General features: G+C 71.1%; 23 protein-coding genes. 7 read left to right on the top strand and 16 right to left on the bottom strand.

Features of this window, described 5'->3' with window-relative positions; translation table 11 throughout:
• Window positions 1-257: 257 nt before the first annotated feature.
• On the bottom strand, window positions 258-3,353 hold the full coding sequence (locus ACGFI9_RS31100; protein ID WP_393183620.1) for an FG-GAP repeat domain-containing protein: 3,096 nt from the start codon (window positions 3,351-3,353) through the stop codon (window positions 258-260).
• Window positions 3,354-3,489: 136 nt separating this feature from the next.
• Window positions 3,490-4,077, bottom strand: coding sequence for a TetR family transcriptional regulator (locus tag ACGFI9_RS31095; protein WP_393183618.1), 588 nt, complete (start codon window positions 4,075-4,077; stop codon window positions 3,490-3,492).
• A gap of 65 nt (window positions 4,078-4,142) precedes the next feature.
• On the opposite strand from ACGFI9_RS31095, the gene ACGFI9_RS31090 reads away from it, so the two are divergent.
• Together ACGFI9_RS31090 and ACGFI9_RS31085 are read left to right on the top strand one after the other, a co-directional pair.
• On the top strand, window positions 4,143-4,844 hold the full coding sequence (locus ACGFI9_RS31090; RefSeq protein WP_393183617.1) for an NAD(P)-dependent oxidoreductase: 702 nt from the start codon (window positions 4,143-4,145) through the stop codon (window positions 4,842-4,844).
• A 101-nt stretch (window positions 4,845-4,945) separates the two neighbouring features.
• Entirely contained in the window at window positions 4,946-5,803 is an 858-nt protein-coding gene (locus ACGFI9_RS31085) for a haloalkane dehalogenase (protein ID WP_393183615.1), read from the top strand.
• A gap of 38 nt (window positions 5,804-5,841) precedes the next feature.
• Here ACGFI9_RS31085 and ACGFI9_RS31080 read toward each other — a convergent pair whose 3' ends face one another.
• The 5 genes from ACGFI9_RS31080 to ACGFI9_RS31060 are packed head-to-tail and all read right to left on the bottom strand — an operon-like array spanning window position 5,842 to window position 8,663.
• Window positions 5,842-6,519, bottom strand: a complete 678-nt coding sequence (locus ACGFI9_RS31080) for a pentapeptide repeat-containing protein (RefSeq protein WP_393183614.1) — start codon at window positions 6,517-6,519, stop codon at window positions 5,842-5,844.
• On the bottom strand, window positions 6,516-7,220 hold the full coding sequence (locus tag ACGFI9_RS31075) for a hypothetical protein (RefSeq protein WP_393183613.1): 705 nt from the start codon (window positions 7,218-7,220) through the stop codon (window positions 6,516-6,518). The genes ACGFI9_RS31080 and ACGFI9_RS31075 overlap by 4 nt, the downstream gene beginning before the upstream one ends.
• A gap of 8 nt (window positions 7,221-7,228) precedes the next feature.
• Window positions 7,229-7,930 (bottom strand): WXG100 family type VII secretion target, encoded by a 702-nt coding sequence (locus tag ACGFI9_RS31070; RefSeq protein WP_393183612.1) that lies wholly within the window; start codon window positions 7,928-7,930, stop codon window positions 7,229-7,231.
• Window positions 7,927-8,256 (bottom strand): type VII secretion target, encoded by a 330-nt coding sequence (locus tag ACGFI9_RS31065; protein WP_393183610.1) that lies wholly within the window; start codon window positions 8,254-8,256, stop codon window positions 7,927-7,929. The genes ACGFI9_RS31070 and ACGFI9_RS31065 overlap by 4 nt, the downstream gene beginning before the upstream one ends.
• A 5-nt stretch (window positions 8,257-8,261) precedes the next feature.
• Window positions 8,262-8,663: a YbaB/EbfC family nucleoid-associated protein gene (locus ACGFI9_RS31060; protein WP_393183608.1), complete on the bottom strand. Its 402-nt coding sequence runs from the start codon at window positions 8,661-8,663 to the stop codon at window positions 8,262-8,264.
• 229 nt (window positions 8,664-8,892) lie between these two features.
• On the opposite strand from ACGFI9_RS31060, the gene ACGFI9_RS31055 reads away from it, so the two are divergent.
• A complete protein-coding gene (locus ACGFI9_RS31055) occupies window positions 8,893-9,531 on the top strand; it encodes a LysE family translocator (protein WP_393183606.1) in 639 nt (212 codons plus the stop codon).
• Between the two features lie 59 nt (window positions 9,532-9,590).
• Here ACGFI9_RS31055 and ACGFI9_RS31050 read toward each other — a convergent pair whose 3' ends face one another.
• From ACGFI9_RS31050 to ACGFI9_RS31035, 4 genes are all read right to left on the bottom strand, one after another.
• Window positions 9,591-10,775: a hypothetical protein gene (locus ACGFI9_RS31050; protein ID WP_393183605.1), complete on the bottom strand. Its 1,185-nt coding sequence runs from the start codon at window positions 10,773-10,775 to the stop codon at window positions 9,591-9,593.
• Window positions 10,775-11,284: a sigma-70 family RNA polymerase sigma factor gene (locus tag ACGFI9_RS31045; protein ID WP_393183603.1), complete on the bottom strand. Its 510-nt coding sequence runs from the start codon at window positions 11,282-11,284 to the stop codon at window positions 10,775-10,777. The genes ACGFI9_RS31050 and ACGFI9_RS31045 overlap by 1 nt, the downstream gene beginning before the upstream one ends.
• A 177-nt stretch (window positions 11,285-11,461) precedes the next feature.
• Window positions 11,462-11,602, bottom strand: a complete 141-nt coding sequence (locus tag ACGFI9_RS31040) for a hypothetical protein (protein WP_393183797.1) — start codon at window positions 11,600-11,602, stop codon at window positions 11,462-11,464.
• A 71-nt stretch (window positions 11,603-11,673) separates the two neighbouring features.
• A complete protein-coding gene (locus ACGFI9_RS31035) occupies window positions 11,674-12,219 on the bottom strand; it encodes a hypothetical protein (protein ID WP_393183601.1) in 546 nt (181 codons plus the stop codon).
• A 266-nt stretch (window positions 12,220-12,485) separates the two neighbouring features.
• On the opposite strand from ACGFI9_RS31035, the gene ACGFI9_RS31030 reads away from it, so the two are divergent.
• Window positions 12,486-12,851, top strand: coding sequence for a VOC family protein (locus ACGFI9_RS31030; protein ID WP_393183600.1), 366 nt, complete (start codon window positions 12,486-12,488; stop codon window positions 12,849-12,851).
• Window positions 12,852-12,920: 69 nt separating this feature from the next.
• On the opposite strand, the gene ACGFI9_RS31025 is transcribed toward ACGFI9_RS31030, so the two are convergent.
• From ACGFI9_RS31025 to ACGFI9_RS31005, 5 genes are all read right to left on the bottom strand, one after another.
• Window positions 12,921-16,058 carry an FG-GAP-like repeat-containing protein gene (locus ACGFI9_RS31025; RefSeq protein ID WP_393183598.1) on the bottom strand — a complete coding sequence of 1,046 codons (3,138 nt, stop codon included), beginning with the start codon at window positions 16,056-16,058 and terminating at the stop codon, window positions 12,921-12,923.
• Window positions 16,059-16,156: 98 nt separating this feature from the next.
• Window positions 16,157-17,875 (bottom strand): arginine--tRNA ligase, encoded by a 1,719-nt coding sequence (gene argS, locus ACGFI9_RS31020; RefSeq protein ID WP_393183597.1) that lies wholly within the window; start codon window positions 17,873-17,875, stop codon window positions 16,157-16,159.
• Window positions 17,876-18,159: 284 nt separating this feature from the next.
• On the bottom strand, window positions 18,160-19,218 hold the full coding sequence (gene trpS / locus ACGFI9_RS31015) for a tryptophan--tRNA ligase (protein ID WP_393183595.1): 1,059 nt from the start codon (window positions 19,216-19,218) through the stop codon (window positions 18,160-18,162).
• A 93-nt stretch (window positions 19,219-19,311) separates the two neighbouring features.
• A complete protein-coding gene (locus tag ACGFI9_RS31010; RefSeq protein WP_393183593.1) occupies window positions 19,312-19,479 on the bottom strand; it encodes a hypothetical protein in 168 nt (55 codons plus the stop codon).
• 91 nt (window positions 19,480-19,570) lie between these two features.
• Window positions 19,571-20,011, bottom strand: a complete 441-nt coding sequence (locus ACGFI9_RS31005; RefSeq protein ID WP_393183591.1) for a PRC-barrel domain-containing protein — start codon at window positions 20,009-20,011, stop codon at window positions 19,571-19,573.
• A 287-nt stretch (window positions 20,012-20,298) separates the two neighbouring features.
• On the opposite strand from ACGFI9_RS31005, the gene ACGFI9_RS31000 reads away from it, so the two are divergent.
• The 3 genes from ACGFI9_RS31000 (at window position 20,299) to ACGFI9_RS30990 (ending at window position 21,717) form a co-directional block, all read left to right on the top strand.
• Complete coding sequence (locus ACGFI9_RS31000; RefSeq protein ID WP_393183589.1) at window positions 20,299-20,763, top strand: hypothetical protein; 465 nt, start codon at window positions 20,299-20,301, stop codon at window positions 20,761-20,763.
• 70 nt (window positions 20,764-20,833) lie between these two features.
• Entirely contained in the window at window positions 20,834-21,409 is a 576-nt protein-coding gene (locus tag ACGFI9_RS30995; RefSeq protein ID WP_393183795.1) for an alpha-ketoglutarate-dependent dioxygenase AlkB, read from the top strand.
• Between the two features lie 53 nt (window positions 21,410-21,462).
• Complete coding sequence (locus ACGFI9_RS30990) at window positions 21,463-21,717, top strand: SCO4848 family membrane protein (RefSeq protein WP_393183587.1); 255 nt, start codon at window positions 21,463-21,465, stop codon at window positions 21,715-21,717.
• Window positions 21,718-22,254: the final 537 nt, after the last annotated feature.

The raw sequence follows: 22,254 nt of genomic DNA, 5'->3' as shown, positions 1-22,254 counted from the left end.
AGCCAGCCGGCCTGGACACCGCAACAACAGGCACCTCCGACGGGTACGCCTTCGTTACCCAAGGCCTGTGATTGTGCCTCGGGGTCACTGTCCGGACACGCTCCGACACACCGTGGAGTTCGCCACCGCCCAGTCCTACCTAGGCTCCGTGGCGACGGACGGGCATGTGTTGAGCAGCGGGCTGAGCGTCGCCGGAGAAGACGAACCGCCCCCGGTCGCCGTGGCGGCGTCCGGGGGCGGTCGGCGGAGCGGTCAGCTCAGATGATGATCTTGTACATGTTCCAGCCGGTGCCGGCTTTGACGCGGGCGGCGAAGGAGCCGTTGCCGAGTCCGGCGTAGTGCCAGAGGACGCCGTAGGCGTCGCGGGCGACGAGGTCGTTGCGGCCGTCCTCGTTGAGGTCGCCGATGGCGATGACGGTGTTGTACATGTTCCAGCCGCCGTAGACCTTGGTCCGGCTGCTCCAGCCCTTGTTGCCGTTGCTGAAGTAGGTGTACATGACGCCGTAGGCGTCGATGCCGATCAGGTCGCCGTGGCCGTCGCCGTTGAGGTCGCCGGCGCCGGTGACCCGCTTGTAGATGTTCCAGCCGGACCCGACCTGCACCCGCGAATTGATGCCGCCGGTGCCGGTGGTGGTGTAGAGCCACAGCTTGCCGTAGGTGTCGATGCCGAGGATGTCGTCGTGCCCGTCCCGGTTCACGTCCCCGGGGGCGAGGATCGACTTGTACATCATCCAACCGCCGCCGAGGCTCTTGGTGGACCGGCCGCCGAAGTGCAGTTGGCCGATGCCCAGGTGCGCCTTCATGTACCCGTTGCCGTCCCGCACCAGCAGGTCGGGGTAGGCGTCCCCGTTGTAGTCACCGAACGGCACCAACGCCGACGTCCGCGCCGAACCGGTGCAGCTCAGGCACCAACTCTCGGTGTACCCGTTGTCGCGGAGCTGGCCGGGGCCGGTGGCCAGGGGATGCGTCCCGTACCAGTGGGCCTCGCCGGTCGACTTGACGCCGAGGAGCCCGGGCCCGCCGTCGCAGGCGTACCCCCGGAACGGGAACGTCCCGCAGTTGGCGACGGAGTCACCCGAACCCACGGTCACCGGGGCGGACGTCTCGGTCGTCGTGCCGGTCAGGGTCCAGGTGTAGGCGCCGTTGAGCACCGTCTCCCCGGACGGCAGCCTGCCGTCCCACGAGCCGCTCACGGACCGTCGTGCCATGCTGCCGGTCTCGCGGTGAACCACTTCGCCGGTCCACTTCCGCCTGACCGTCAGCTCCCATGTGTAGAGCGGACGGCTGAACGCGATCCACGCGTGCCAGAGCTGGTTGGTCGATCGCGGGTAGAACCCGGCGCTCGTCAGGTTCTCGCCGATCTGCGGCGCCGTACCCGGCACGCCGGTGTCCAGGACGTGCACCGCGTTGTTCGCGTCGACGTACGCGACGCCGGAGCCGTGCCGGTCGACCGCCCAGGTGACACCGCGACCGTCGGCCGGCTTGCCGGCCGGCAGGTCCGCGAGCTTCACCGGCGCCTGCACGGTGCCGTCGTGGAAGTCGGTGAGCTGGAGACCGCCGTTCTCGTGCCGGACCAGGAAGCCGTCACCCAGCAGGACCGGCCCGGCGGGGACCGGCACGTTCCGGTTGTTCTGCAGGTCGTAGACGCCGGCGGGGCCGCTGGCGCCGCACGTCCACCAGAGCCAGCGGGCGGTGGCCTGTACGTCCGTCGGGACGCACGCCGAGCCCGTCGAGACGGTACGGGGGGACTGCCGGTTGAACAGGTGGCTCGACCTGAGCTGGCCGGCGGTGCCGGTCGCCGCCCAGAGTGTGTCGAACCAGAGGCTGGCCCCCCGGATCGGTGCCGTCCAGGCGGGTGAAGGCGCTCCGACCTGCTGGGCGTACTGCTTGCCCATCTGGTCGTCGTTGACCAGGACGAAGTCGCCGCCGGCGTCGATGATCCGCCCGTTGGTCGTCGGCAGGTCTGCTCGCTGGGCCGTGGAGGAGGCGTCGTTGATCGCGTACGCGGTGTCCGTCCCGCCGGCGCCGCCTCGCACCAGATAGGCCACGCCCCACTTGTTGCCCTCGGTCAGGCGCAGGCAGGGCGTGTCGGACGCGCAGGTCGCGGCGGCGGCCGGAAGGACGAGGCCCTGGGCGGTGATGGACTTGTCCGGGAAGATCGGGTGGCTGAAGACGGCGTACTGGTTCGCCCCGGTGGTCGGCGAGACCTGGGTCTGCACGTGCCGGACGAGGCCCTGGTCGTACGTCAGGCCGGCGTTCTCGACCGGGTCGCGCACGGGAAGGACCGGCGTGACGGTGGGGGTCTGGCCTGGCGCGCCGGTGATCCGGTGCACCGCCCAGTCGCCGTAACCGGAACCGCCGACGACCAGGGCGGCTCCGTCCGGTGCCTGGATGAGCGCCGACAGCGGCGGCGCGATCTTCGGCAGGAGCGTGGGGCGGGGAGCCGTGGTCTGCACGGGCACGCTGATCACCGGGTAGTAGTCGTTCGTGTTGGTGTACCGGCTGACCACCAGCCCGCCGTCCACGACGGCGCTCCGCAGTGTGCTGTCCTGCGGGACGGTCACCACCCGGGCGGACGTGTCCGTGCCGCTGGTCAGACCCGTGCGGGAGTAGAGCTCGAACGTGCCGCCGACTGACCCCCAGGCCACCGTGTCGCCGGAGAGGCGCCAGATCGAGGTGTAGGGGGCACCGGGAATCGGCATGAGGGTGGCGGTGGGAAGGTCGAGGAGACCGGAGAGCGTCTTGCCGCCGGCCTGGTACGTGATGACGGCCGAGGTGAGATCGGCGGCCCGGGGAAGGCCCAGCGACGCCGCACCGCTCGGGATGCCGGTCACCGGTGCCGTCGTCGAGGTGCCGTCCTCGGCGAACGTGCGCAGCTCCAGCCTCAGGTCCGTCCCCGACGTCCTGAGCAGCATCCGCTGGCCGTAGACACCCCACAGTGTGCGGTCGATCGGGATCTCCCACTGCTGCCAGCTCTGGTCCGACAGGTCCAGCACGCTCACCTTGCCGGGTGCCGGCCGGGCCGGCACCTGGGCGGTGGTGGAGACGCTGTCACCGCCGGCCGACTTCAATGCCGTCGAGGCCACCCCCGCCAGGTCGCTGACCACGGTGGTCGCGCCGCTGTCGTAACGGGTCCAGAGGTAGTCGGGCGAGGTGTTGTGCCGGTGCAGGAAGCCGGTGCGTCCGGCGAAGACCAAGGTCTCGTTCGCCAGGGCGGTCGGTGCGCTCTCGGGGATGACGGCGATCTCCCGGGGAGCGGTGCCCGGCTCGGCGGTGGCCGGGGTAGCCGGGATGGTCAGCAGGCCCAGCGCGAGGGTGGTCGCGATGGCGCCGGCCGGGATTCTGCGGCCCAAGGGGGTCCTCCTGGGATGGGGCTGCGCGGAACGCGCACAGATGCCCGCAGCCTAGTGGCCGTACGCGAGGGGCATGTGCCGCCGAACGGCTGATTCCCGGCCGTCCTGACCCGACGCCTCCCTGCGGGAACCCCTCTCACCGGTGGCGGACGGGCCGGGGGTGCAGGGCGGCGCGCAGTGCCGGTCCGAAGATGCGGCGGATCTCCTCCGAGGGCAGAGCCGCGATGGCCGGGATCGGGTTCAGGTAGCGGGTGAAGATCAGGCCACCGATCACCCCGACCGCCGCGGTGGCGCGCTCGGTCGCCGCAGGGCCCCCGAGAAATTCAGCAACTCGGACGAGTAGCTCACTTTCCAGGTAGCCGCGGAAGGCGCGCATCGTGTCGTCGTCCGCCAGCGCCAGCCGGTTCTCGGTGGGCGCGGTGGCGTCCCACAGGGTCGTGATGGCGGTGAGGAGCCGGTCGGCGAGGCCGGCCGGGTCGCCCTGCAAGGCATGGTCGAGGGCGGCGGACTCCACGCACAGCAGGTTCAGTGACTGGCCGAACAGGCCCTGCTTGGAGCCGAAGTGGTAGCTGATGAGCGCCGAGTCGACCCCCGCCGCGGCGGCGACCGCGCGGACCGTGGTGCGTCGGTAGCCGTGCTCCAGGAACAGTTCGCGGGCGGCCGCGGAGATGCGGGCCTTGGTGTCGGGGTTGCCGCGTGGCCGGCCCCGGGTTTTATTCAGCACGGTTGAATATTGCGCTCCTCGCGCGGCACCGTCAACGCCGTCAACCCGCGAGGAGGAGCGAACAGATGCGTACCGTCGTCTTCGGCGCCACCGGCCCCACGGGCCGCCAGTTGACCGCGCAGGCCCTGGCCGCCGGCCACGAGGTCACCGCCGTCACCCGCCGCCCCGGCGCAGTCGAGCCCCGCCCCGGCCTCACCGTGGTCACCGCCGACGTCGCCGATCCCGTGGCGGTGGAGCGTGCCGTCGCCGGGAGCGACGCCGTGCTGTCCAGTCTGGGCGTCCCGCTCACCCCGAAACCGATCACCGTCTACTCGCGGGGCAACGCGAACATCGTGGCGGCGATGCACCGGCACGGGGTGAAGCGGCTGCTCACGGTCAGCTCCAGCGTCATGGATCCGACCTGGCGTCCGACCGGCGAGTTCTTCTTCAACAACGTCATGGACCCGCTGTTCAACCGCAGGTTCGGGCGCACCGCGCACGAGGACATGCGCCGCATGGAGGCCCTCGTCCGCGACAGCGGCCTGGACTGGACGATCGTGCGACCGTCCGGGCTGTTCGACCATCCCACCGTCACGCGGTACCACGTCGAGGAGAACGTCACGGACGGGCTGTTCACGGCGCGGGCCGATCTCGCGGCGAGCATGGTGGCGCAGTTGACCGACGAGCGGTTCGTCCGACGCGCCATGGCCGTGGTCACCACCGAGGTCCGGCTGAGCATCGTCGGCCTGATCTGGCGCGAGGCCGTCGCCGGGAAGAAGCGGCAGTGACCCGGCCGCTGTCGGCACGCGCCGCCTTTCCCACCCGACCGCGTGGTGATCGAGATCGCGGTCGATCAAATCCTCAGCCGTAACCTCTGAAAGGTCATCCCATGCCTACGACCACCGTCCTCGACTCGACGATGTTCCACCGCGAGCTGGGCAGCGGGCGCCCGATCGTCTTCCTGCACGGCAACCCCACCTCCTCCCATCTGTGGCGGCACGTCATGCCCGCGGTCGGCGCGGGCCGGCGACTCGCACCGGACCTGATCGGGATGGGCCGGTCCGGCAAGCCCGATGTCGGGTACGCCTTCGACGACCACACGCGATACCTCGACGCCTGGTTCGACGCGCTCGACCTGGACGAGGTCGTGCTGGTCGGCCACGACTGGGGTGGCGCGCTCGCGTTCGACTGGGCCGCGCGGCATCCGGGGCGGGTGCGTGGCCTGGCGTTCCTGGAGACGATCGTGAAGCCGATGGCGTGGGAGGAGTTCCCCGCGGCCGGTCGCGACCTGTTCCGGTCGATCAGGACGCCGGGCGTCGGCGAGCCGATGGTCCTCGACAAGAACGCGTTCCTCACCGAGCTGCTGCCGTTCACCGTTGCCAGCGGTCTGGCCGACGAGGATCTGCAGGTGTACCTGGAGCCGTACCCGACGCCGGAGAGCCGCCGGCCGTTGCTGCAATGGCCGCGGTCGATGCCCCTCGGTGGTGAGCCCGCCGGCGTGGTGGCCCGGATCGAGCGGTACGACGCCTGGCTGGCCGCCAGCCCTGATGTGCCGAAGCTACTGCTGGCCTTCGAGCCCGGCCCCGGGGCGATGATGGGGCCGGAACTGGTCGAATGGTGCGCGGCCAACATCGCCGGCCTCGAGATCGAGCACCTCGGACCGGCCGGCCACCACGCGCCCGAGGACCAACCGGAGGCGATCGCGGCCGCCGTGCGCGACTGGGCGGAACGGCACCAGCTCCTGTGACGCCCTGGCAGAGCCGCTCCGGGTGGATGCCGGTCGCGTCACGGCGTCCCGGGCACCACCTGGATGCTTTCCGCGCCCCGCTCCACGAACCACGCCTCGAGCTCCGGGCCGTCGAGCGACTGGCTACCGTGCTCGTCGACGAGGACCGGGCCGACGACAGCCCCCTTCGCGCCTTCGAGTTGGCAGCCGAACATCCTCGCTCCGCTGAGGATCGCGGGCATGTTCCTGCCCCCCAGGGTGCACCACCGCAGGCTCGCGAACTCGAGGTTGGCCCCGCGCAGGTCGGTCTTGTACAGCTTGGCCGAGTTGAGGATCGCGTGGCTGAGGTCGGCCCCCGTCAGGACGGCTTCGTCGAGCTCCGTCGCGAAGAGTCGGGCAGCACGAAAGCGGGCGTTCGGGGCGGAGCATCCGACCAGTTCCGCCTTTGCCAGGTCGGCGAAGCTCAGGTCGGCGTCCGCGAGCTCTGCGTTGTTCAGGTTCGCGCCGCCGAGGTTGCTGTCCTCGAGTCGGACGCCGACCAGGCAGGAACTGACCAGGTAGGCGTCCGTCAGGTCGATGGTGCTGAGGTCCGCGCCGCGGAAATCGAGAAAATCACCCGACAGGTACGACGTGCTGTCCGAGGCAAGGGCGGTGAACCACTCCTCGAGCGCCGCCCTGGCCTCGGCATTGTCGGGCCAACGGGTCACGTCGGCGCTGCTCTGCTTGTACCTGCTCATTCGAGGAACACCACCTTGCCGTCCAAGTCCGTGTTACTGGCGACCCGACTCTTGAGGTCGGCCAGGGAACTCGGAGACAGATTCTTGCTGTCGATGATGACACGCTGTCCGCCGGCCACCTCGTCGCCGAGCTTCTGCTCGAACTCGTCGCCGTTGTAACGCCCCTTGGTGCCCTCGGGCATCGGCTGGCCGGCCTGCCGCCCGGCCGGGAAGGTGTCGACCGGACTCTTGACGTCCCAGTTGTCGCCGTTGGCGTCGATGAACTCGCCCTGATCCTTCTGGAAGGCAGGATCGGTGTTGTCCAGCTCGGCGCGGCGGATCGGGCCAGGAATCTTGCCCTGCGCCTCGGCCTCCAGCCCGACCTCCGCCTCCCGGCGTGACTTGGCGCTGATCTTTCCGTTGTGGGCCGGGTCGGCGGCGAGCTCCTCCACCCGGCGGTCGTACTCAGGAGTGCCGGGCTTGGGGGTCTGGTATCCGTCGTCGCTGCCCGAGGGCTTGCCCTGCGAACCGCCCTGGTCGCCGCCCGGGCGGCCCTGGCGCGCCTCCTCGGCGACGGTTTCCTGCGCTCGGCTGACGTTCTCGGGGGCTTCGGGGGTACTGCGCCGTCGGCCGGGGGTGCTGCCGTCGCCCTCGCCGTCACCCTCGCCGTGGGGGCGCGGGTTCGGGCCGTCTCCGCCGTGCGGGGTGTGGGGTTTCGCCATCGTCGGGCCTAGCCGTCCAGGAGCGCGGAGAGGTTGGTCAGGCTGGTGATCAGGGCCATCACGTACGTCAGGATGCGTCCGGCCCACTTGACGACGGCCGCCGCGATCTGCGAGGCGATCACCGGGATGGTGACCACGAAGATCGCCTCGACCGCCCACACGATGACGCGGGCCACCAGGTCGGCGATGAGGTCCCGCACGATGTCCCGGGTGAACATCACCAGGTTCCCGGCGGCCTGGGTGGCGGCGGCCATCGCGGCGGAGATGCCGCCGAGCCCGTTGATGGCCTCCACGTTGTGTTCCATCAGGTTGTGGTACGCCGTGGCGGCCCGCCCCTGCCAGTGCGGCGTGTCCCCCTCGACGAAGGACTTGAGGTCGGCGGCCATGCTCTGCAGCGCGACGGCCATGTTGTCCCAGGTGGCGGCGTGCGAGGCGACCACGTCGGGCATGCCGGTGAGCTCGTCGAGGACCTGCCGCAGCGGCTCGAAGTATTCCATCGCCCAGCCCAGCCCGTTGGCCAGCAACGCGCTGAACGGGTCCATCACGGTCGCCGTGACCTCGACCCCGAACGCCGCGCCCGCGATCAGGTCGTCGACCCAGCCCTCGCTGTGGATGGCGTCGACCAGCCCCTGGAAGCTGTCGGCCAGGGCCGCGCCGGTCCACGGCTTGCGCGTCGACTGGACGTCGGCGATCAGCGAGGTGTCGGTCATTGCGCCGACCTCGTCAGGCCGCCACCCGCCTTGCGGATGGTGGTGTCGGCGTCGGTGTCGGCGTTGTCGTAGTTGTCGGCGGTCTTGCGCAGCCCGGCAACGACCAACGACAGGTTCTCCTCCACGTACGCGATCAGCTCGTCCTGCCGCTTGTGCCGGCCCTCGAGGATGGCGGGCATCCACGAGCAGAGCAGCCCGTACGCCGAGTCGTCCTGCGCGATGTGCGCGCTGGCGGTCTTGACCGCGTCGAAACGTCCCCGCACGGCGTCGACGTTGCGCGCGTGCGCGCGGATCTGCTCCGCGTCGACTGCGAAACCGTCGGCCATCGCGCTCACCACCGACCGTGCTGGTCGTCGTCCCCGGCGGGATCGGCGTCGCGCAACTGCTGCCCGACCCGCTCGGCGATCGCCCGCCCCGCGGCCGACTCGGTGCCGATCGTGTCGGCGATGATCTCCTGTGAGCGGTCGGCGAGCTGCCGCTTGGCCTCGCGGATCGTGTCCATGATCGTCCTGGCGACCACCTCGGGGGCGACCCGCTGGATCCGTGGACCCAGCCGCAGGTCGAGCAGGCCCCCGGTGGAGTCGACCGTGACCTCCGCCAACCCGTTGCCGTCGGCGACCGTGACCCGCAGCTCCTGGAGACGGTCACTCATCGCCCTGGTGTCGGTCGCGAGCTGGTCGATGCGACCCTTCCACGCCGCCAGCCGCTCCTTGGCGCCGTCCGGATCCAGCAAGCCTCCCGCGCTCGGAACGCCGGCCCCCATGTGTCCCCCGGTCGCTTACCGTGATCATGCCTGGCCGGGGAAGACTAACATCGTATCCGCGTGGATGACTACGGTCGGTACGGCCACGGTCCACAACAGACGTACATCCGACGGAAGCCCCGACCCGGCGGCACGGGCGCGACTTCCCCGACTTATCCACAAGGGACAGCACGCGCCGGACGGGGCGGAAGGGGAATTCATGACCACGGCCCCGCAGCTGCTCGCCTTCGGCGGTGTCATCGTGCTCGGGGCGATGTCGCCCGGACCGGACTTCGCCGTGGTGGTCCGGCACTCGGCCGTCTCGGGCCGCGCGCACGGGACGCTGGCAGCGGCGGGCGTCGCCAGCGGGGTGTTCGCCTGGGCGATCGCCGCCGCGTCGGGAGTCGCCGCGCTGGTGGCCCTGATCCCCGTCGCCTTCACCGTCATCAAGCTCGTGGGCGCCGGCTACCTCGCCTACCTGGGGATCAGGGCGCTCTGGTCGGCCCGGCGCGTGGGCGGGTTCCGGGTGGAGCCCACTGCCCCGGGTGCCGCCAGTCCGGGTCGGTGGGTCGCCTTTCGCGACGGCCTGCTGTGCAACCTGCTCAACCCCAAGGCGGCGGTCTTCTTCGTCGCGCTGCTGCCGCAGTTCCTGCCGGCCGACCCCGGTCTCCTGGACACGGTGGCCCTGTCGGTGACCGCGGTGGTCATCACCGGCGCCTGGTTCCTCGCCGTGGCGAGCCTGGTCGCCGGGCTCCGCCGGCTGTTCGCCCGGCCGGCCGTCCGCCGTGCCGTCGACGCGGTGACCGGTGTCGTGCTCATCGGCCTGGGCGTCCGGCTCGCCCTCACCAGCGCCCGGTGAGCGGGCGGCGCCGGTCTCCCCGTGGCACGGGGAGACCGGCCCCCGTCACCGTCCGGTGGTCACTGGATGCGCAGCCGCCAGGTGACGTGGTTGTTCGAGTCGTCCGGGTCCGGTGTGTCGGTGCGGATGTCGGTGGTGAACCCCCAGTCGGTCACACAGGCGTCGATCTTGAACGAGTAGGTGAGCTGGACGCTCTCCCCGCCCTCCAGCGCGCGGTACCCGCCGTCGGACGCCGGATCGCCGGGAGTGTCCAGCCAGTAGGGCGAGTCGTACGAGCCGTTCGGCAGGAAGGCGCCGCCGCGCCACTCCAGGTAGAACTGCCCGGACGAGTAGCTGCTGTGGTTCCGCACGGTGAAGGTGACCGACACCTCCCGCAACTGCCCGTCGCACGCCCCGCTGACCGGCTGCGCCACCGGTTCGGCCACCGTCAGGCCCAGGTCCGCCGGTTGCGTCACCGGCGTGAAGGCCCGCGGGCCGCCCACCTGCGTGAACCGCTGGCCGGTCCAGGCGTACGACCGCTCCTGGCGCTGCTGGGCCTCGGGGTCCCGGGTGTCGGCGACGGTGACGGTCACCCCGCCCCGGCTACGCCGGGCGATCCGGACGATGGCCGGCGTGGCTCGATCGGTGGCGACCACCAGGCCGAGCGTGACGATCTGTCCCTCGTCGTCCCGGCCGAAGGCCACCACCTGCTCGGCCCCGTACCCGCAGCGCAGCAGGGCCGCGGTCTCCAGCCCCGGGTCGTCGTCCAGGTTGCTCCGGACCAGGGTCACCACCCCGACCCGGGCCGCCGCCACGTCGCCCGACGGGCGGAGCTGCACCCGGCCGCTCGCGCAGCGGCCCGGCGCCCCGCCGATCCACTCCCACGCCGGTACGGCCACCGGGGCGCCGGTCAGCTGTGCCAGGGTGATCGATCGGTCAGACCCCGACCTGGTGGACCCGGGCACCGTCGCAACGCTGGTGGCCGAGGCGGAGAGGCTCGGCGTGGGCGACGCCGGCGTCTCGCTCGGCACCGGCGAGGTGCTCGTTCCGGCCAGGTCCGGCTGCCCCCGACCGGTTCCCATGAACGCCCCGGCCGGCAGCAGCACGGCCAGGCCGGTGGTCACGATCAGCGTGACCACGCGGTTCCGTCGGCGCCGCGCCACCTCGTCGCGTACGCCACCAGGCGCCCGCACCGCCGGCGCCAGGTCGGAGGTGAAGTCGCTGAAGGCGCGGTCGATCAGCAGCTCGTCGTCGTGCTCGGTCATCACTGGTCCCCTCTCAGCTGACTGGCCAGCGCCGCTCGTCCGCGGCTCAGCCAGGACTTGACCGTTCCCTCGGCTACGCCCTCCTGGGCCGCGATCTCGGCGACGGAGAGCTGGGCCATGTGGTGCAGCACCACGGCTCGCCGGTGGGTGGGCGGGAGGGCGGACAGCGCACGGACCAGGGCCACCCGGTCGGGTTCCGGCCCGGCCACGACGACCTGCCGTTGGCGGCGTAGGAAGGCGGCGGCGGTGCGGCGGCGGCGGAACCGGCTGGTGGCGAGATTCCAGGCCACCTGGCGTACCCACTTGCTCGGGTCGTCGTACCGGCTGATCTTCTGCCAGCGTTCGAAGGCCCGGCAGAACGCCTCCTGGACCAGGTCCTGCGCCTCCGTCAGGTCGCCGACGTAGGCGTAGAGCTGGAGGGTCAGCCCCTGGAAGCGTGCGCGGTAGAAGTCGTCGAAGTCCGAGCCCTCGACGCCGTCGGAGGTCAGCGTCAACTCCTCGACCACCATGACATCAAGCCGCCTCTCCTTCTGCCCCGTGTGCGGCTCCGTTCGGCCGTCGCAGCCCACACGCCTTGGCGCCCGGACCGGTTGCGGCCGATCTGACAATTGACCGATTCGGATCGGAAACGGAAACGCCTTCCGGGCGCGCCGTGCGTCCGGAAGGCGTTCCGCCGACGGTTCGGGTCAGACGATGACCTTGTACATGTTCCAACCGGAGCCGGCCTTGACCCGGGCGGCGAAGGAGCCGTTGCCGAGGCCGGCGTAGAACCAGAGCACGCCGTTGGGGTCCCGGGCGACCAGATCGTGCCGGCCGTCCTGGTTCAGGTCGCGTGGAGATCAGGCGAGCGTAGCGACCCGGCGGCGATCGCGTGTGCCGCCGAACGGCTGATGGCGGGTCAGTTGCCGTCCTCGCCGTCGAGCCGGGCCAGCGCGTTCCGGCTCGCCCGCATCGCCGCCAAGTCCCTGCCGTCCTCATTGGAACCCGGCCCGTACGGTGACCGGCGATCAGCCGGCCTGGGGGCGGCCACGTCGGCCGTGATCTGCATGGTCAGGTCGATGACCTGCCAGAGCACCGTGGGGGCGGTCACGCCGTCGACCGTGGTGACCGTCTTCGAGTACCCGTCCGTGTACGCCACGGAAACCGTGTAGAAGTAGCGGTCGGCACCGGTGTCCGCCGGCAGGTAGCACGGCGCGAGGGTACGGAATTCACGGCCGTTCACCATCGTCATCAGATCGGTGGTGTAGAGGTGAACGGTGCTGGAAAGAACGGTGTACGACTCGTCGAGGCCCGCGAATCCACCCGTCCTTTCCACGGTGACCTGGTACGCGGTGCTCCGGGCGGCCTGCGCCGGACCGGCCACTGCCAGGAGGCCACCTCCAACGCCGATGAGCAGCGCAAACGCGGTGGCGACGCGGCCGATGGCGCGCAGCATGGCGGACATGACTGAACCCTTTCCTCGTGGGAACGGCGAAACAGCCGGCGCTACGGATTCGGCGATCGCCGACCTCCGCCGGGCCGCGTGACTGTGGTCACGTCGAACGGCCGGCCGTTTCCTTGTCGCCCTCTTTCTAACACCGTCGAGAAGCCTGAATCCATGGTCCGTAAGTCCCTCAAGGACAGTGCGTATGGTGCAATTTGTTTCGTTTGTTTCCCACGTTTTTAGAATGCGAATCGGGGGGTGCCGGGCCTGGGGTTAGGGTCCGGGGCATGAGTGTTCATCCCCGCGTCGTCACCGACGACTTCCCGGCCACCCTGCGCTTCTACGCCGGCCTGCTCGGCGAGCCCGAGAAGGTCGTCGCCGACTTCGAGTACGCCAGCTTCGACTCGGGCGGCGAGACCGTGCTCGCCCTGCTCGGCCGGCAGGCCGCCGAGGCGGTGCTGCCGATCGGCCGGGGGGACGGCGGCGTCCTGGTGGTGGTACCCGTGCCGGACGTGGATGCCGTTGTCGCGGCCCTGCCGGCGGACGCCGTCGTCGCCGCGCCCGCCGACCGCCCGGGCTGGGGCGTCCGCTCGGCCTACCTGCGTGACCCGGAGGGCAACCTCGTCGAGGTGCAGACCTGGACGGCGGGCTGACACGGTGGGAAACGGCGACCGCCCCCGGTCGCCGTGGGCGTCCGGGGGCGGTCGGTGGGAGTGGCCTGCTCAGATGATGATTTTGTACATGTTCCAGCCGGTGCCGGCTTTGACGCGGGCGGCGAAGGAGCCGTTGCCGAGTCCGGCGTAGTGCCAGAGGACGCCGTAGGCGTCGCGGGCGACGAGGTCGTTGCGGCCGTCCTCGTTGAGGTCGCCGATGGCGATGACGGTGTTGTACATGTTCCAGCCGCCGTAGACCTTGACGCGGCTGCTCCAGCCCTTGTTTCCGTTGCTGAAGTAGGTGTACATGACGCCGTAGGCGTCGATGCCGATCAGGTCGCCGTGGCCGTCGCCGTTGAGGTCGCCGGCGCCGGTGACCCGCTTGTAGATGTTCCAGCCGGATCCGACCTGGACGCGGGGGTTGATGGCGCCGGTGCCGGTGGTGGTGTAGAGCCACAGTTTGCCGTAGGTGTCGATGCCGAGGATGTCGTCGTGCCCGTCGCTGTTCACGTCCCCGGGGGCGAGGATCGACTTGTACATCATCCAGCCGCCGCCGAGGCTCTTGGTGGACCGGCCGCCGAAGTGCAGTTGGCCGATGCCCAGGTGCGCCTTCATGTACCCGTTGCCGTCTCGGACCAGCAGGTCGGGATAGGCGTCCCCGTTGTAGTCACCGAACGGCACCAACGCCGACGTCCGCGCCGAACCGCTGCAGCTCAGGCACCAACTCTCGGTGTACCCGTTGTCGTAGAGCCGGCCGGGCACGGTGCCGTCCTGACGGGTGCCGTACCAGTGGGCCTCACCGGTCGACTTCACGCCGAGCAGGCCGGGCCCGCCGTAGCAGTCGTAGCCCCGGAACGGGAAGGTGCCGCAACCCACGGAGAACTCGCCCGAACCGATCGTCACCGGGGCGGTGCCGTCGGCCGTGGTGCCGGTGAAGGTCCACCGGTAGGGCCCGTTGAGTGCCGGCGCGCCCGAGGCGAGCCTGCCGTCCCAGGAGGCCTGGACGTACTCCCGGGTGAGGCCACCGGCCCGCCGCTTGACCACCTCACCGGTCCACTTGCGGGTGATGGTCACCTCCCAGCCGGTGAGGGGCCGGGTCAGCCCGAAGGTCGCGTACCACGGGACTCCCCCCGACCGGGGATTGACCACATTGTTCGCCGCCAGGGTGCCCAACTGCGGAGCCGTGCTCGGCACCCCGGTGTCCAGTACGTGTACGGCATCGTCCGCGTCGACGTACGCGACGCCCGAGCCGTGCCGGTCGACCGCCCAGGAGACCCGGCGGTCGTCGGCCGGCGTGCCCGCGGCCAGGTCGGCCAGCTTCACCGGCGCCTGCACCGTGCCGCCGTGGAAGTCGGTGAGCTGGAGCGCCCCGTTCTCGTGCCGGACCAGGAAGCCGTCACCCAGCATCGCCGGCCCGGCCGGCACGCTCAGGTTCCGGTTGCCCTGCAGGTCGTAGACCCCGGCCGGCCCGGCGGCGCCACACGACCAGTAGAGCCAGCGGGCGCTGGTCTGGAGCTCGGTCGGTACGCAGGCCGCGCCGGTGGAGATCGTCCTGGTGGTGTCGGTCGCCAGGTCGACCGCCTTGAGCTGGCCGGCCGTGCCGGTCGACCGCCACAGGGTGTCGAACCAGAGCGCCGCGCCGGTGATCGGCCCGAGTCGCGTCTTCAGCCCGTGCGCGTGATCGACGAGGTACTGGTCATTCGATGCGCCGTCGTTGACGAGGATGACGCGGTTGCCGACATCGACGACCCGACCGTTGTGCGTGGGCAGTGGATCCTGGCTGTAGCTGGAGGGGAACTCCTGGAAGCTGTACAGCGTGTCGGACGCGCCGGCGGCGCCCGGAACCAGGTAGACGGCCCCTTCCTGGCTGTCTTCCGCCAAGTGCACGCAGGCGGCGTTCGGGGCGCAGGCCGCGGGGGTGTAGCGGAAGGCGACTCCGCCGGCCTTGACCGAGCCGTCGTCCACGATCGGGTGGTTGTAGACCGCGTACTGGCTCGTGCCGTTGCCGCCGACGATCTCACTCTGCACGTGCCGGACGAGACCTTGGTGGTAGAGCAGGCCGGCATTCTTCACCGGGTCCCGCACCGGGAGCAGCGGCGTGGTGGTGGGTGTCTGGCCCGGCTGGGCCGTGATCCGCCGTACCGCCCAGTCCCGAGCCCCCGTGCCGCCCACGACCAGGGCGGTGCCGTCGGGAGCCTGGACCAGGGCGGTGTTCTCCGAGTCGATCCGCGGCAGCACGGTCGTGGTGGCGCTGCCATCGGCGGGCACGGCGACCGCCGGGTCCCAGGTGGCACCCCATCCGCTGGCGGATCGCGAGACGACGAGGCCGTCGCCGACGATCGCCGAGCGCGCGAAGCTGTCGTAGGGGGGCCGGATCTGCCGGGACTGGGTGTTCGTGCCGCTGGTCAGCCCGCTCCGCGAGTACAGCCGGAAGGTCCCGCTGCCGTTCGTCGGGTACGCCCAAGCGACGGTGTCGCCGGAGAGCCGCCAGACGATGTCGCTGAGATAGGCGGGCATGGACTCGGGGATCTCGACGATCCGCGCGCTGGCGAAGTCGAGCAGACCGGAGTGGTACGCGCTGTCGGCCGCGTACGGCACCACTGCGGAGGTCAGGTCACCGGTGACGGCGATGCTGACGCTGCCGGGGCTGGCCCCGTCGGGCACGGTGACCGGCGTGCTGCTCGCGATGGTGCCGTCGGGGGCGAAGGTGAGCAACACGGGCCCGGTCGGGCCGCCGCCCACCCACTTCTGGGCGATCATGGTGTGGCCGTAGAGGCCCAGAATTGTGTAGCCGTTGGCGCCGGTGGGCACGGCCCACTGCTGCCAGCTCTGATCCGACAGGTCGAGCACGCTCACCTTGCCGGGCGCCGGCTTCGCCGGCACCTGGGCCCGGGTGGAGATGAAGTCGCCACCGGCCGGCTTCAGCACCGACGGGGCGAGGCCGGCCAGGTCCTTGACCACCACCGTCTCGCCATTGTCGTAGCGGGTCCAGAGGTACTGGGTGGAGATGTCGTGGCGGTGCAGGAAGCCGGTCGCCCCGGCGAAGATGACCGCCTCGTGGGCCGGGACGGTCGCCTCGCTCTCCGGGAAGACGGCGATCTCACGTGGTGCGGTGGCGGTTTCGGCGGCGGCCGGTGCGGCCGGCGCGACCAGCAGGCCCAGGGCGAGGGTGGTCGCCAGGGCGCCGGCCGGAAGAGTGCGACCCAAGGGGTCCTCCTGGGAAGGTGTGGCGCGGAACGCGCCCAGATGTGGGCAGCCTAGCTCGATGATCTTCGACGGGTGTGCCGCCGAACGGATGATTCCTGCTAGAGCCGCTCGGGCGTACGGATGCCGAGCAGGTACAGGCCCTGCCGCAGCACCCGCGCGGTCAGGTCGCAGAGCACCAGCCGGCTCTCCCGCACCGGCACGTCGGCCCGCAGCACCGGGCACCGCTCGTAGAAGGCGCTGAACGCGGCGGCGAGCCGGTACAGGTAGGCGGCCAGGTGGTGGAACTCCAGGCTCCGCTCCACCTCGGCGACCACCGTCCCGAAGCCGACCAGCTCGAACGCGAGCGCCCGCTCGGCCGGTTCGGCCAGGCTGATCCCCGCGTCCGGCCGCGCAGCCACCCCGGCACGCCGGAAGATCGACCGGATCCGCGAGTACGCGTACTGGAGGTAGGGCGCGGTGTTGCCGTCCAGCGAGAGCATCCGTTCCCAGTCCAGCACGTAGTCCTTGTGCCGGTCGCTGGACAGGTCGGCGTACTTGACCGCGCCGATGCCCACCGCCCGGCCCACCTCGGCCGCCTCCGCCTCGCCCAGCTCCGGGTTCCGCTCCCGGGCCAGCGCGGTGGCCCGGGCCACCGCCTCGTCGAGCAGGCCGACCAGCTTCACCGACTCCCCGGCCCGGCTGCGCAGCATCCGTCCGTCCGGCCCGAGGATCGAGCCGAACCCGACGTGCTCGGCCCGGGCCGGCGGGACCAGCCAGCCGGCCTGCGCCGCCGCGGCGTACACCATCTCGAAGTGCCGCCGCTGCGGCAGGCCGACCACGTAGAGCAGCCGGGTCGCGCCCAGCGTCCCGGTCCGGTGCCGGATCGCCGCCAGGTCGGTCGCCGGGTAGCCGTAGCCGCCGTCGGACTTGCGCACGATCAACGGCAGCGGCTCCCCGTCCCGGCCCACCTGGCCGGGCGGGAAGACGCAGGCCGCGCCGCCGCTCTCCCGCAGCAGCCCCAGCCGGTCCAGGTCCTCCACCACCGGGCCGAGCAGGTCGTTGTAGCTGCTCTCGCCGTGGAAGTCCCGCTCGGTGAGGGTCACGTCGAGCAGGTCGTACACGGTCAGGAAGTAGCGCTCGGACTGTTCGACCAGGAGCCGCCAGCGCCGCAGCGTCCCCTCGTCGCCGCCCTGCAACGCCACCACCCGCCGCCGGGACCGCTCCCGGAACGCCTCGTCGGCGTCGAACTTGGCCCGGGCAGCCTTGTAGAACGAGTCCAGGTCGCCCATGGACAGCTCCTGCGCCGCCTCGGCCTCGCCCAGGTCGACCAGGTGCTCAATCAGCATTCCGAACGGGGTTCCCCAGTCGCCCAGGTGGTTGGCCCGGACCACCCGGTGCCCCAGCCACTCCAGCAGCCGGGCCGCCGCGTCGCCGATCACCGTCGACCGGAGGTGCCCGACGTGCATCTCCTTCGCCACGTTCGGCGCCGAGTAGTCGACCACCACCGTCTCCGGCGCGGCCGTCTCCGGCACCCCGAGCCGCGGGTCGGTGGCGAGCGCGGAGAGCAGCCCGCCCAGGGCTCGGTCGGCGACGGTCAGGTTGAGGAAGCCCGGCCCGGAGACCTCCGCCGCGGCACACAGGTCGGCCAGCTCCGCGCGCTCCAGCACCTCCGTGGCGATCGCCCGCGGCGGCCGGCCGAGCCGCCGCGCCAGCGCCAGCGCCGCGTCGGACTGGAAGTCCGCGCGCTGCGAGCGCCGCACGACCGGATCCACCGGTACGCCGGCCACCGTCTCGAACGCCGGCGCCAGCCGGTCGGTCAGCAGTTTCTCCAGATCCATGGGTACGCCGATCTCGCTCGGACCCGCCTCGGGCGGATCTCCGGACTACGGATGCGGGCGGACCGAGGACGATCGGCGATGACCGGCGGCTCGATCCGCCGGTCGCAAGAGGAAGTGCTCAGCGCAGGCGGTCGCGGGACCGCCGGCGTCGCAGCGCGCCGACCCGAACGTCGGGGGACGTCGGCTGGAGGGCGTGCGAGCTGGTCACGACGACAGCCTAACCGGCCGGCCCGGGGGCGGTGCAAGGCCGTTCCCGGACCGGCCGGCAGGGCGTACGCGAATCGTCAGGCCGGCGTGGCGACGGCCTTGCGGTACCGCTCGGCCCGCCGCCGCACCTGGGTGTACGTGCTGGTCAGGCCCATCGCCCGGCGGACCTCCAGCAGGGTGCCGCGCACCTGGACCCGGGTCCGTTCGGTGCCCTCGAAGATCAGCTCGTCGACCAGGCCGGGCTGCGCCTCGAACCGGGCCCGCCGCTCCCGGACCGGGTCGAGGAACCGGTTGAGCGCCACCGCGAGGGCCTCCTTCACCTCGACGTCACCGACCCGGCCGGCCCGGTACCGCGCCTTCAACTCCTCGACCTGCGCCCGGTCCGGGTTGAACACCTCGTGGTACGCGAAGACCGGGTTCCCCTCCACGGTTCCCGGCACGTCGGCCCGGACCCGGTTCGGGTCGGTGTACATGCCCATCACCTTGCGGCGCACGGTGGCCGCGTCGTCGGAGAGCGCGATGGCGTTCCCCTTGCTCTTGCTCATCTTCCCCTGCCCGTCCGTGCCGACCAGGGTGGGCGTCTCCGACATGATCAGCTCGGGCACCGGGAACACCTCGCCGTAGAGGTGGTTGAAGCGCCGGGCGATCTCCCGGGTCACCTCGACGTGTGCGGCGTTGTCCTTCCCGACCGGGACGGCCTGCCCCTTCACGCAGAGGATGTCGGCGGCCTGGAGGACGGGATAGCCGAGCAGCCCGTACGGCATCTCCTCCTTGCCGGCGTCGCGGCTCATCTCCTTGAGCGACGGGACCCGTTCCAGCCGGGGCACGGTGACCAGGTTCTGGAACAGGGTGTTCAGGTCGCCGACCTCCGGGATCGCCGACTGGAGGTAGAAGGTGGCCCGGTCCGGCTCGACGCCGGCGGCGAGGATGTCGGTGACCATCTCCCGCGCGTTGCGGGAGACCTGCTCGATGTCCTGACGGCTGTTCTTCGTGGTCAGCATGTGCAGGTCGGCGATGATGAAGAAACTTTCGTACCGCTGGTGCAGCTTCACCCGGTTGGCGATGCTGCCGACGTAGTGGCCGAGGTGCAGCCGCCCGGTCGGGCGGTCCCCGGTGAGCATCCGTGTCGCGGACATGGTGGTACGCCTTTCGTGCCAGAGAACAGTGGAAGGACGCGCGGGCGCGCGGAAACGACCCGGGGTCGTGCCCGGATCAGTGGAGTCGGCTCGTCAGAACGAGCGCCGCCATCGCCCGCCGGCGCGGAACCGCAGCCCACCGGCACGGAGTACGTCGAGGATCTGCTCCCGACCGTCGTCGACACGGGCCAGGAGAACCGGAGCGGCAGCCACCGCGAGACCGTCAACGGTCTCCGGGGCGCAGGTGCTCGGCCGGACCATGCCTGACACGGTAGCCGCTCGGCCGCTCCCCGCGCATACGCGCATACCGGAACGCGGCGGCACCCGGCCACCGCGTCCCGCCCTGTTCCGCTCAGTCCCGGCGGTAGCTCTCGGCGTAGTAGCTGCCCACCTGCTCCCGATACTCGGGCCGGTCGAAGTCGTCCGGGTCGAAGGCCGGCGACTCCTTCACCTGGTCCCGGGTGCGGTCCACGTGCACGACGCGGTCCAGGTGGTCGACCCGGGCCACCGTGCCGACCGGGAGCAGCACCTTCTTCCCGAAGATCCACGGCCCGGTGTCCACCACCAGGTAACGGGCGCCGGCGTCCTCGGTCGCCTCGTCGACCGAGCCGATCCGGCCGTCGGTCGCCTCGACCCGGTAGCCGGTCAGGTCGAGCGGAGTGCCCGGGCCGGGCGCATCCGGACCCTCGTCGCGCACCGACCGCTGCCGGGGCACCTCCCCCGGGCTGGTCTGGTCGTAGCCGCCGGCGAGGGCGGCCGGGTCCCGCCAGGCCCACGGATTGAACGGCTGCACAGCACACCTCCGGATGTCGTCGTCCCGCCGACGGAAAACATGCCCGCGAGCCCGTCCGAGAAAACACCGCCGCAATTCCCCGGTCACCTCGGACCGATCCTGCGAGATACTTCATAGTCGATACGTCATGATCGGTTCGGATGCCTTCCCGCAGCTCAGTCCTGCTGGTCAGGCCGATCGGCACACCGGCCGGCGGGTCGGAGTGTCCATCGCACACATTCGATCCCGCGGACCCGCCCGACCATTCTGGTCCCGCATCCGGTCGTTACCGAGGAAAGGGAATGCAGATGCGGCGGATTTTTCGACGGATCGGAATCGCGGCGGCGACGGCAGCCGTACTGGTCGGGGTGACGGGGACGGGCGCCCGGGCCGAAGTGGTCAACCCGTACACCCCCGAGGGGCTATGCGGGCCCGGCTTCCGCACCGTCGACCAGGACCCCATCCACGACGCCGCCACCGGCACCCGGCTCGGCACCGTCTACCTGCTGCACAACCCCTTCACCGGGTACGGCTGCGCGGTCACCCTCAAGTCCGCGTACGTCGGCACGCTCACCAGGACCCAGGTCTACCTGGACCCGGAGTCGACCTGGTTCACCGTCGACGACGGCAACCGCCTCTACGCCGCCGGCCCGGTCTACGGATACGTCGGGGGCGGCTGCGCGATCTGGGGCGGCCTGATGGCGGACGGCTCCGGGGTGCACCGCCACGACCGGGCCAACCCGGCCATCGGCGGCGCGGTCACCTGCTTCTGAGTCCGGTGAGCGGCCCGGCTTCCACCCGATGTGGGGCCGGGCAGCCGCTACCGTCGTGCCGGTGGGCAGGATGCGCGGGATCCATGAGCGACCGGCCGGGCTGGCGTACCAGCCGGACCTGGTCGATGAGGACGAGGAGCGGTCCCTGCTCACCACCCTCGACGCGCTCGACTTCCGCACCGTGGAGATGCACGGGCAGATCGCCCGGCGGACGGTCCGGCACTTCGGCTACCGCTACGACTACGGCTCGTTCCAGCTCACCGCCACCGAGGCCCTGCCGGTGGCGCTGAGCTGGGTGCGGGACCGCTGCGCCACGTTCGCCGGCCTCGACCCCGAGGACCTCGCCCAGACGCTGGTCACCCGCTACCCGCCGGGCTCCGTCATCGGTTGGCACCGCGACGCGCCCGCGTTCGGGCCGACGGTCGTCGGCGTCTCGCTGGGCGCCGCGTGTCTGTTGCGGTTCCAGCGGGGCGCCGGAGAGGACCGCCGGGTGTACGAGCTGGAGCTCGCGCCCCGGTCCGGGTACGTCCTGACCGGGGCGGCCCGGTCGGCCTGGCAGCACAGCATCCCGCCGGTGCCCGCCCTCCGTCATTCGTTGACCTTCCGCACGCTCCGCCCCGGCGGGCTGCCCGACGGAGCGCCCTGACCTGCACCGACGCCGCAGCCGACGCCCCGGCTCCGCTGGCATACTGGCCAGCCATGGTGCTGTCGCGTGGCTGGTCGCTCTTCCTTGTCGGAGTCGGCGTCTGGACCTGGGTGATCTGGCCGAGGTTCGCGGTCGCCATCTGGAACGACCCGCGGGCCTGGTCGACCGGCACGGTGGCCGAGGGCGACCCCACCAGCTTCCTCTGGGTGCACGCCCTGCTCATCGCGGCCTCGCTGGCGATCGGCACCACCGTGGGAGTGCTCGGCGTACGGGGTTGGCTGACTGCCCGCCGCCGGCCGACCGCCTGACCGCGTTCCCGCCGTCCTTTCGCGCCTGAGCTCGGAAGATAGCTTCGCGGCGATGATGTGACGCGGGACGCTACCCGCGGATTTGACGTTCAAACCCGCAGACGCGTAACTTTCTCTCTGCCAGCGCGGAACGGGGCAAACGGGACGAAAGCCCGGAGCGCCGAACCGGACTGGCGCCGGGTCAGACAGGGGCCAAAAGCTCCTGGCACCCGGTCCGGGCGGGGCTCGTCCAGATCCGCGGGGCGGATTTGGCGGAGCGGAACCGACCGGGTAAGGTTGTCGACCGGCAGGGCACCGGACGAGCTTGCGGGACACCGCAGCGGCCGGCCTGCCAAATCCGATGATCAAGCGCAGCGGTTCGCTGCTGCGCGGGCTCAGCGGCGCCAACCCGTATGAAGCACGACAGACCGGGACACACGGTTTGACACGGCAGAGACGGTGAGGTAACGTAGTAAAAGTGCCCGGCGCGAGAGCGGTGGGTGCGGGTGAACGAAATGCCCCGGACGGGGGCCCTGTGGATGCGGGGTTTCTGGATGG

This window comes from Micromonospora sp. NPDC048930 (assembly GCF_043197935.1).
GTDB lineage: Bacteria > Actinomycetota > Actinomycetes > Mycobacteriales > Micromonosporaceae > Micromonospora.
This window is presented reverse-complemented; position numbering and strand designations above follow the sequence as displayed.

Coding starts and splice junctions, on each gene's coding strand:
- ACGFI9_RS31045 (WP_393183603.1), bottom strand. CDS start 11,284: ATGGTGGTCGAGGAGTTGACGCTGACCTCCGACGGCGTCGAGGGCTCG.
- trpS (WP_393183595.1), bottom strand. CDS start 19,218: ATGTCCGCGACACGGATGCTCACCGGGGACCGCCCGACCGGGCGGCTG.
- ACGFI9_RS31080 (WP_393183614.1), bottom strand. CDS start 6,519: ATGAGCAGGTACAAGCAGAGCAGCGCCGACGTGACCCGTTGGCCCGAC.
- ACGFI9_RS31075 (WP_393183613.1), bottom strand. CDS start 7,220: ATGGCGAAACCCCACACCCCGCACGGCGGAGACGGCCCGAACCCGCGC.
- ACGFI9_RS31000 (WP_393183589.1), top strand. CDS start 20,299: ATGCGGCGGATTTTTCGACGGATCGGAATCGCGGCGGCGACGGCAGCC.
- ACGFI9_RS30995 (WP_393183795.1), top strand. CDS start 20,834: ATGCGCGGGATCCATGAGCGACCGGCCGGGCTGGCGTACCAGCCGGAC.
- ACGFI9_RS31055 (WP_393183606.1), top strand. CDS start 8,893: ATGACCACGGCCCCGCAGCTGCTCGCCTTCGGCGGTGTCATCGTGCTC.
- ACGFI9_RS31090 (WP_393183617.1), top strand. CDS start 4,143: ATGCGTACCGTCGTCTTCGGCGCCACCGGCCCCACGGGCCGCCAGTTG.
- ACGFI9_RS31070 (WP_393183612.1), bottom strand. CDS start 7,930: ATGACCGACACCTCGCTGATCGCCGACGTCCAGTCGACGCGCAAGCCG.
- ACGFI9_RS31035 (WP_393183601.1), bottom strand. CDS start 12,219: ATGTCCGCCATGCTGCGCGCCATCGGCCGCGTCGCCACCGCGTTTGCG.
- ACGFI9_RS31065 (WP_393183610.1), bottom strand. CDS start 8,256: ATGGCCGACGGTTTCGCAGTCGACGCGGAGCAGATCCGCGCGCACGCG.
- argS (WP_393183597.1), bottom strand. CDS start 17,875: ATGGATCTGGAGAAACTGCTGACCGACCGGCTGGCGCCGGCGTTCGAG.
- ACGFI9_RS31030 (WP_393183600.1), top strand. CDS start 12,486: ATGAGTGTTCATCCCCGCGTCGTCACCGACGACTTCCCGGCCACCCTG.
- ACGFI9_RS31085 (WP_393183615.1), top strand. CDS start 4,946: ATGCCTACGACCACCGTCCTCGACTCGACGATGTTCCACCGCGAGCTG.
- ACGFI9_RS30990 (WP_393183587.1), top strand. CDS start 21,463: ATGGTGCTGTCGCGTGGCTGGTCGCTCTTCCTTGTCGGAGTCGGCGTC.
- ACGFI9_RS31010 (WP_393183593.1), bottom strand. CDS start 19,479: ATGGTCCGGCCGAGCACCTGCGCCCCGGAGACCGTTGACGGTCTCGCG.
- ACGFI9_RS31050 (WP_393183605.1), bottom strand. CDS start 10,775: ATGACCGAGCACGACGACGAGCTGCTGATCGACCGCGCCTTCAGCGAC.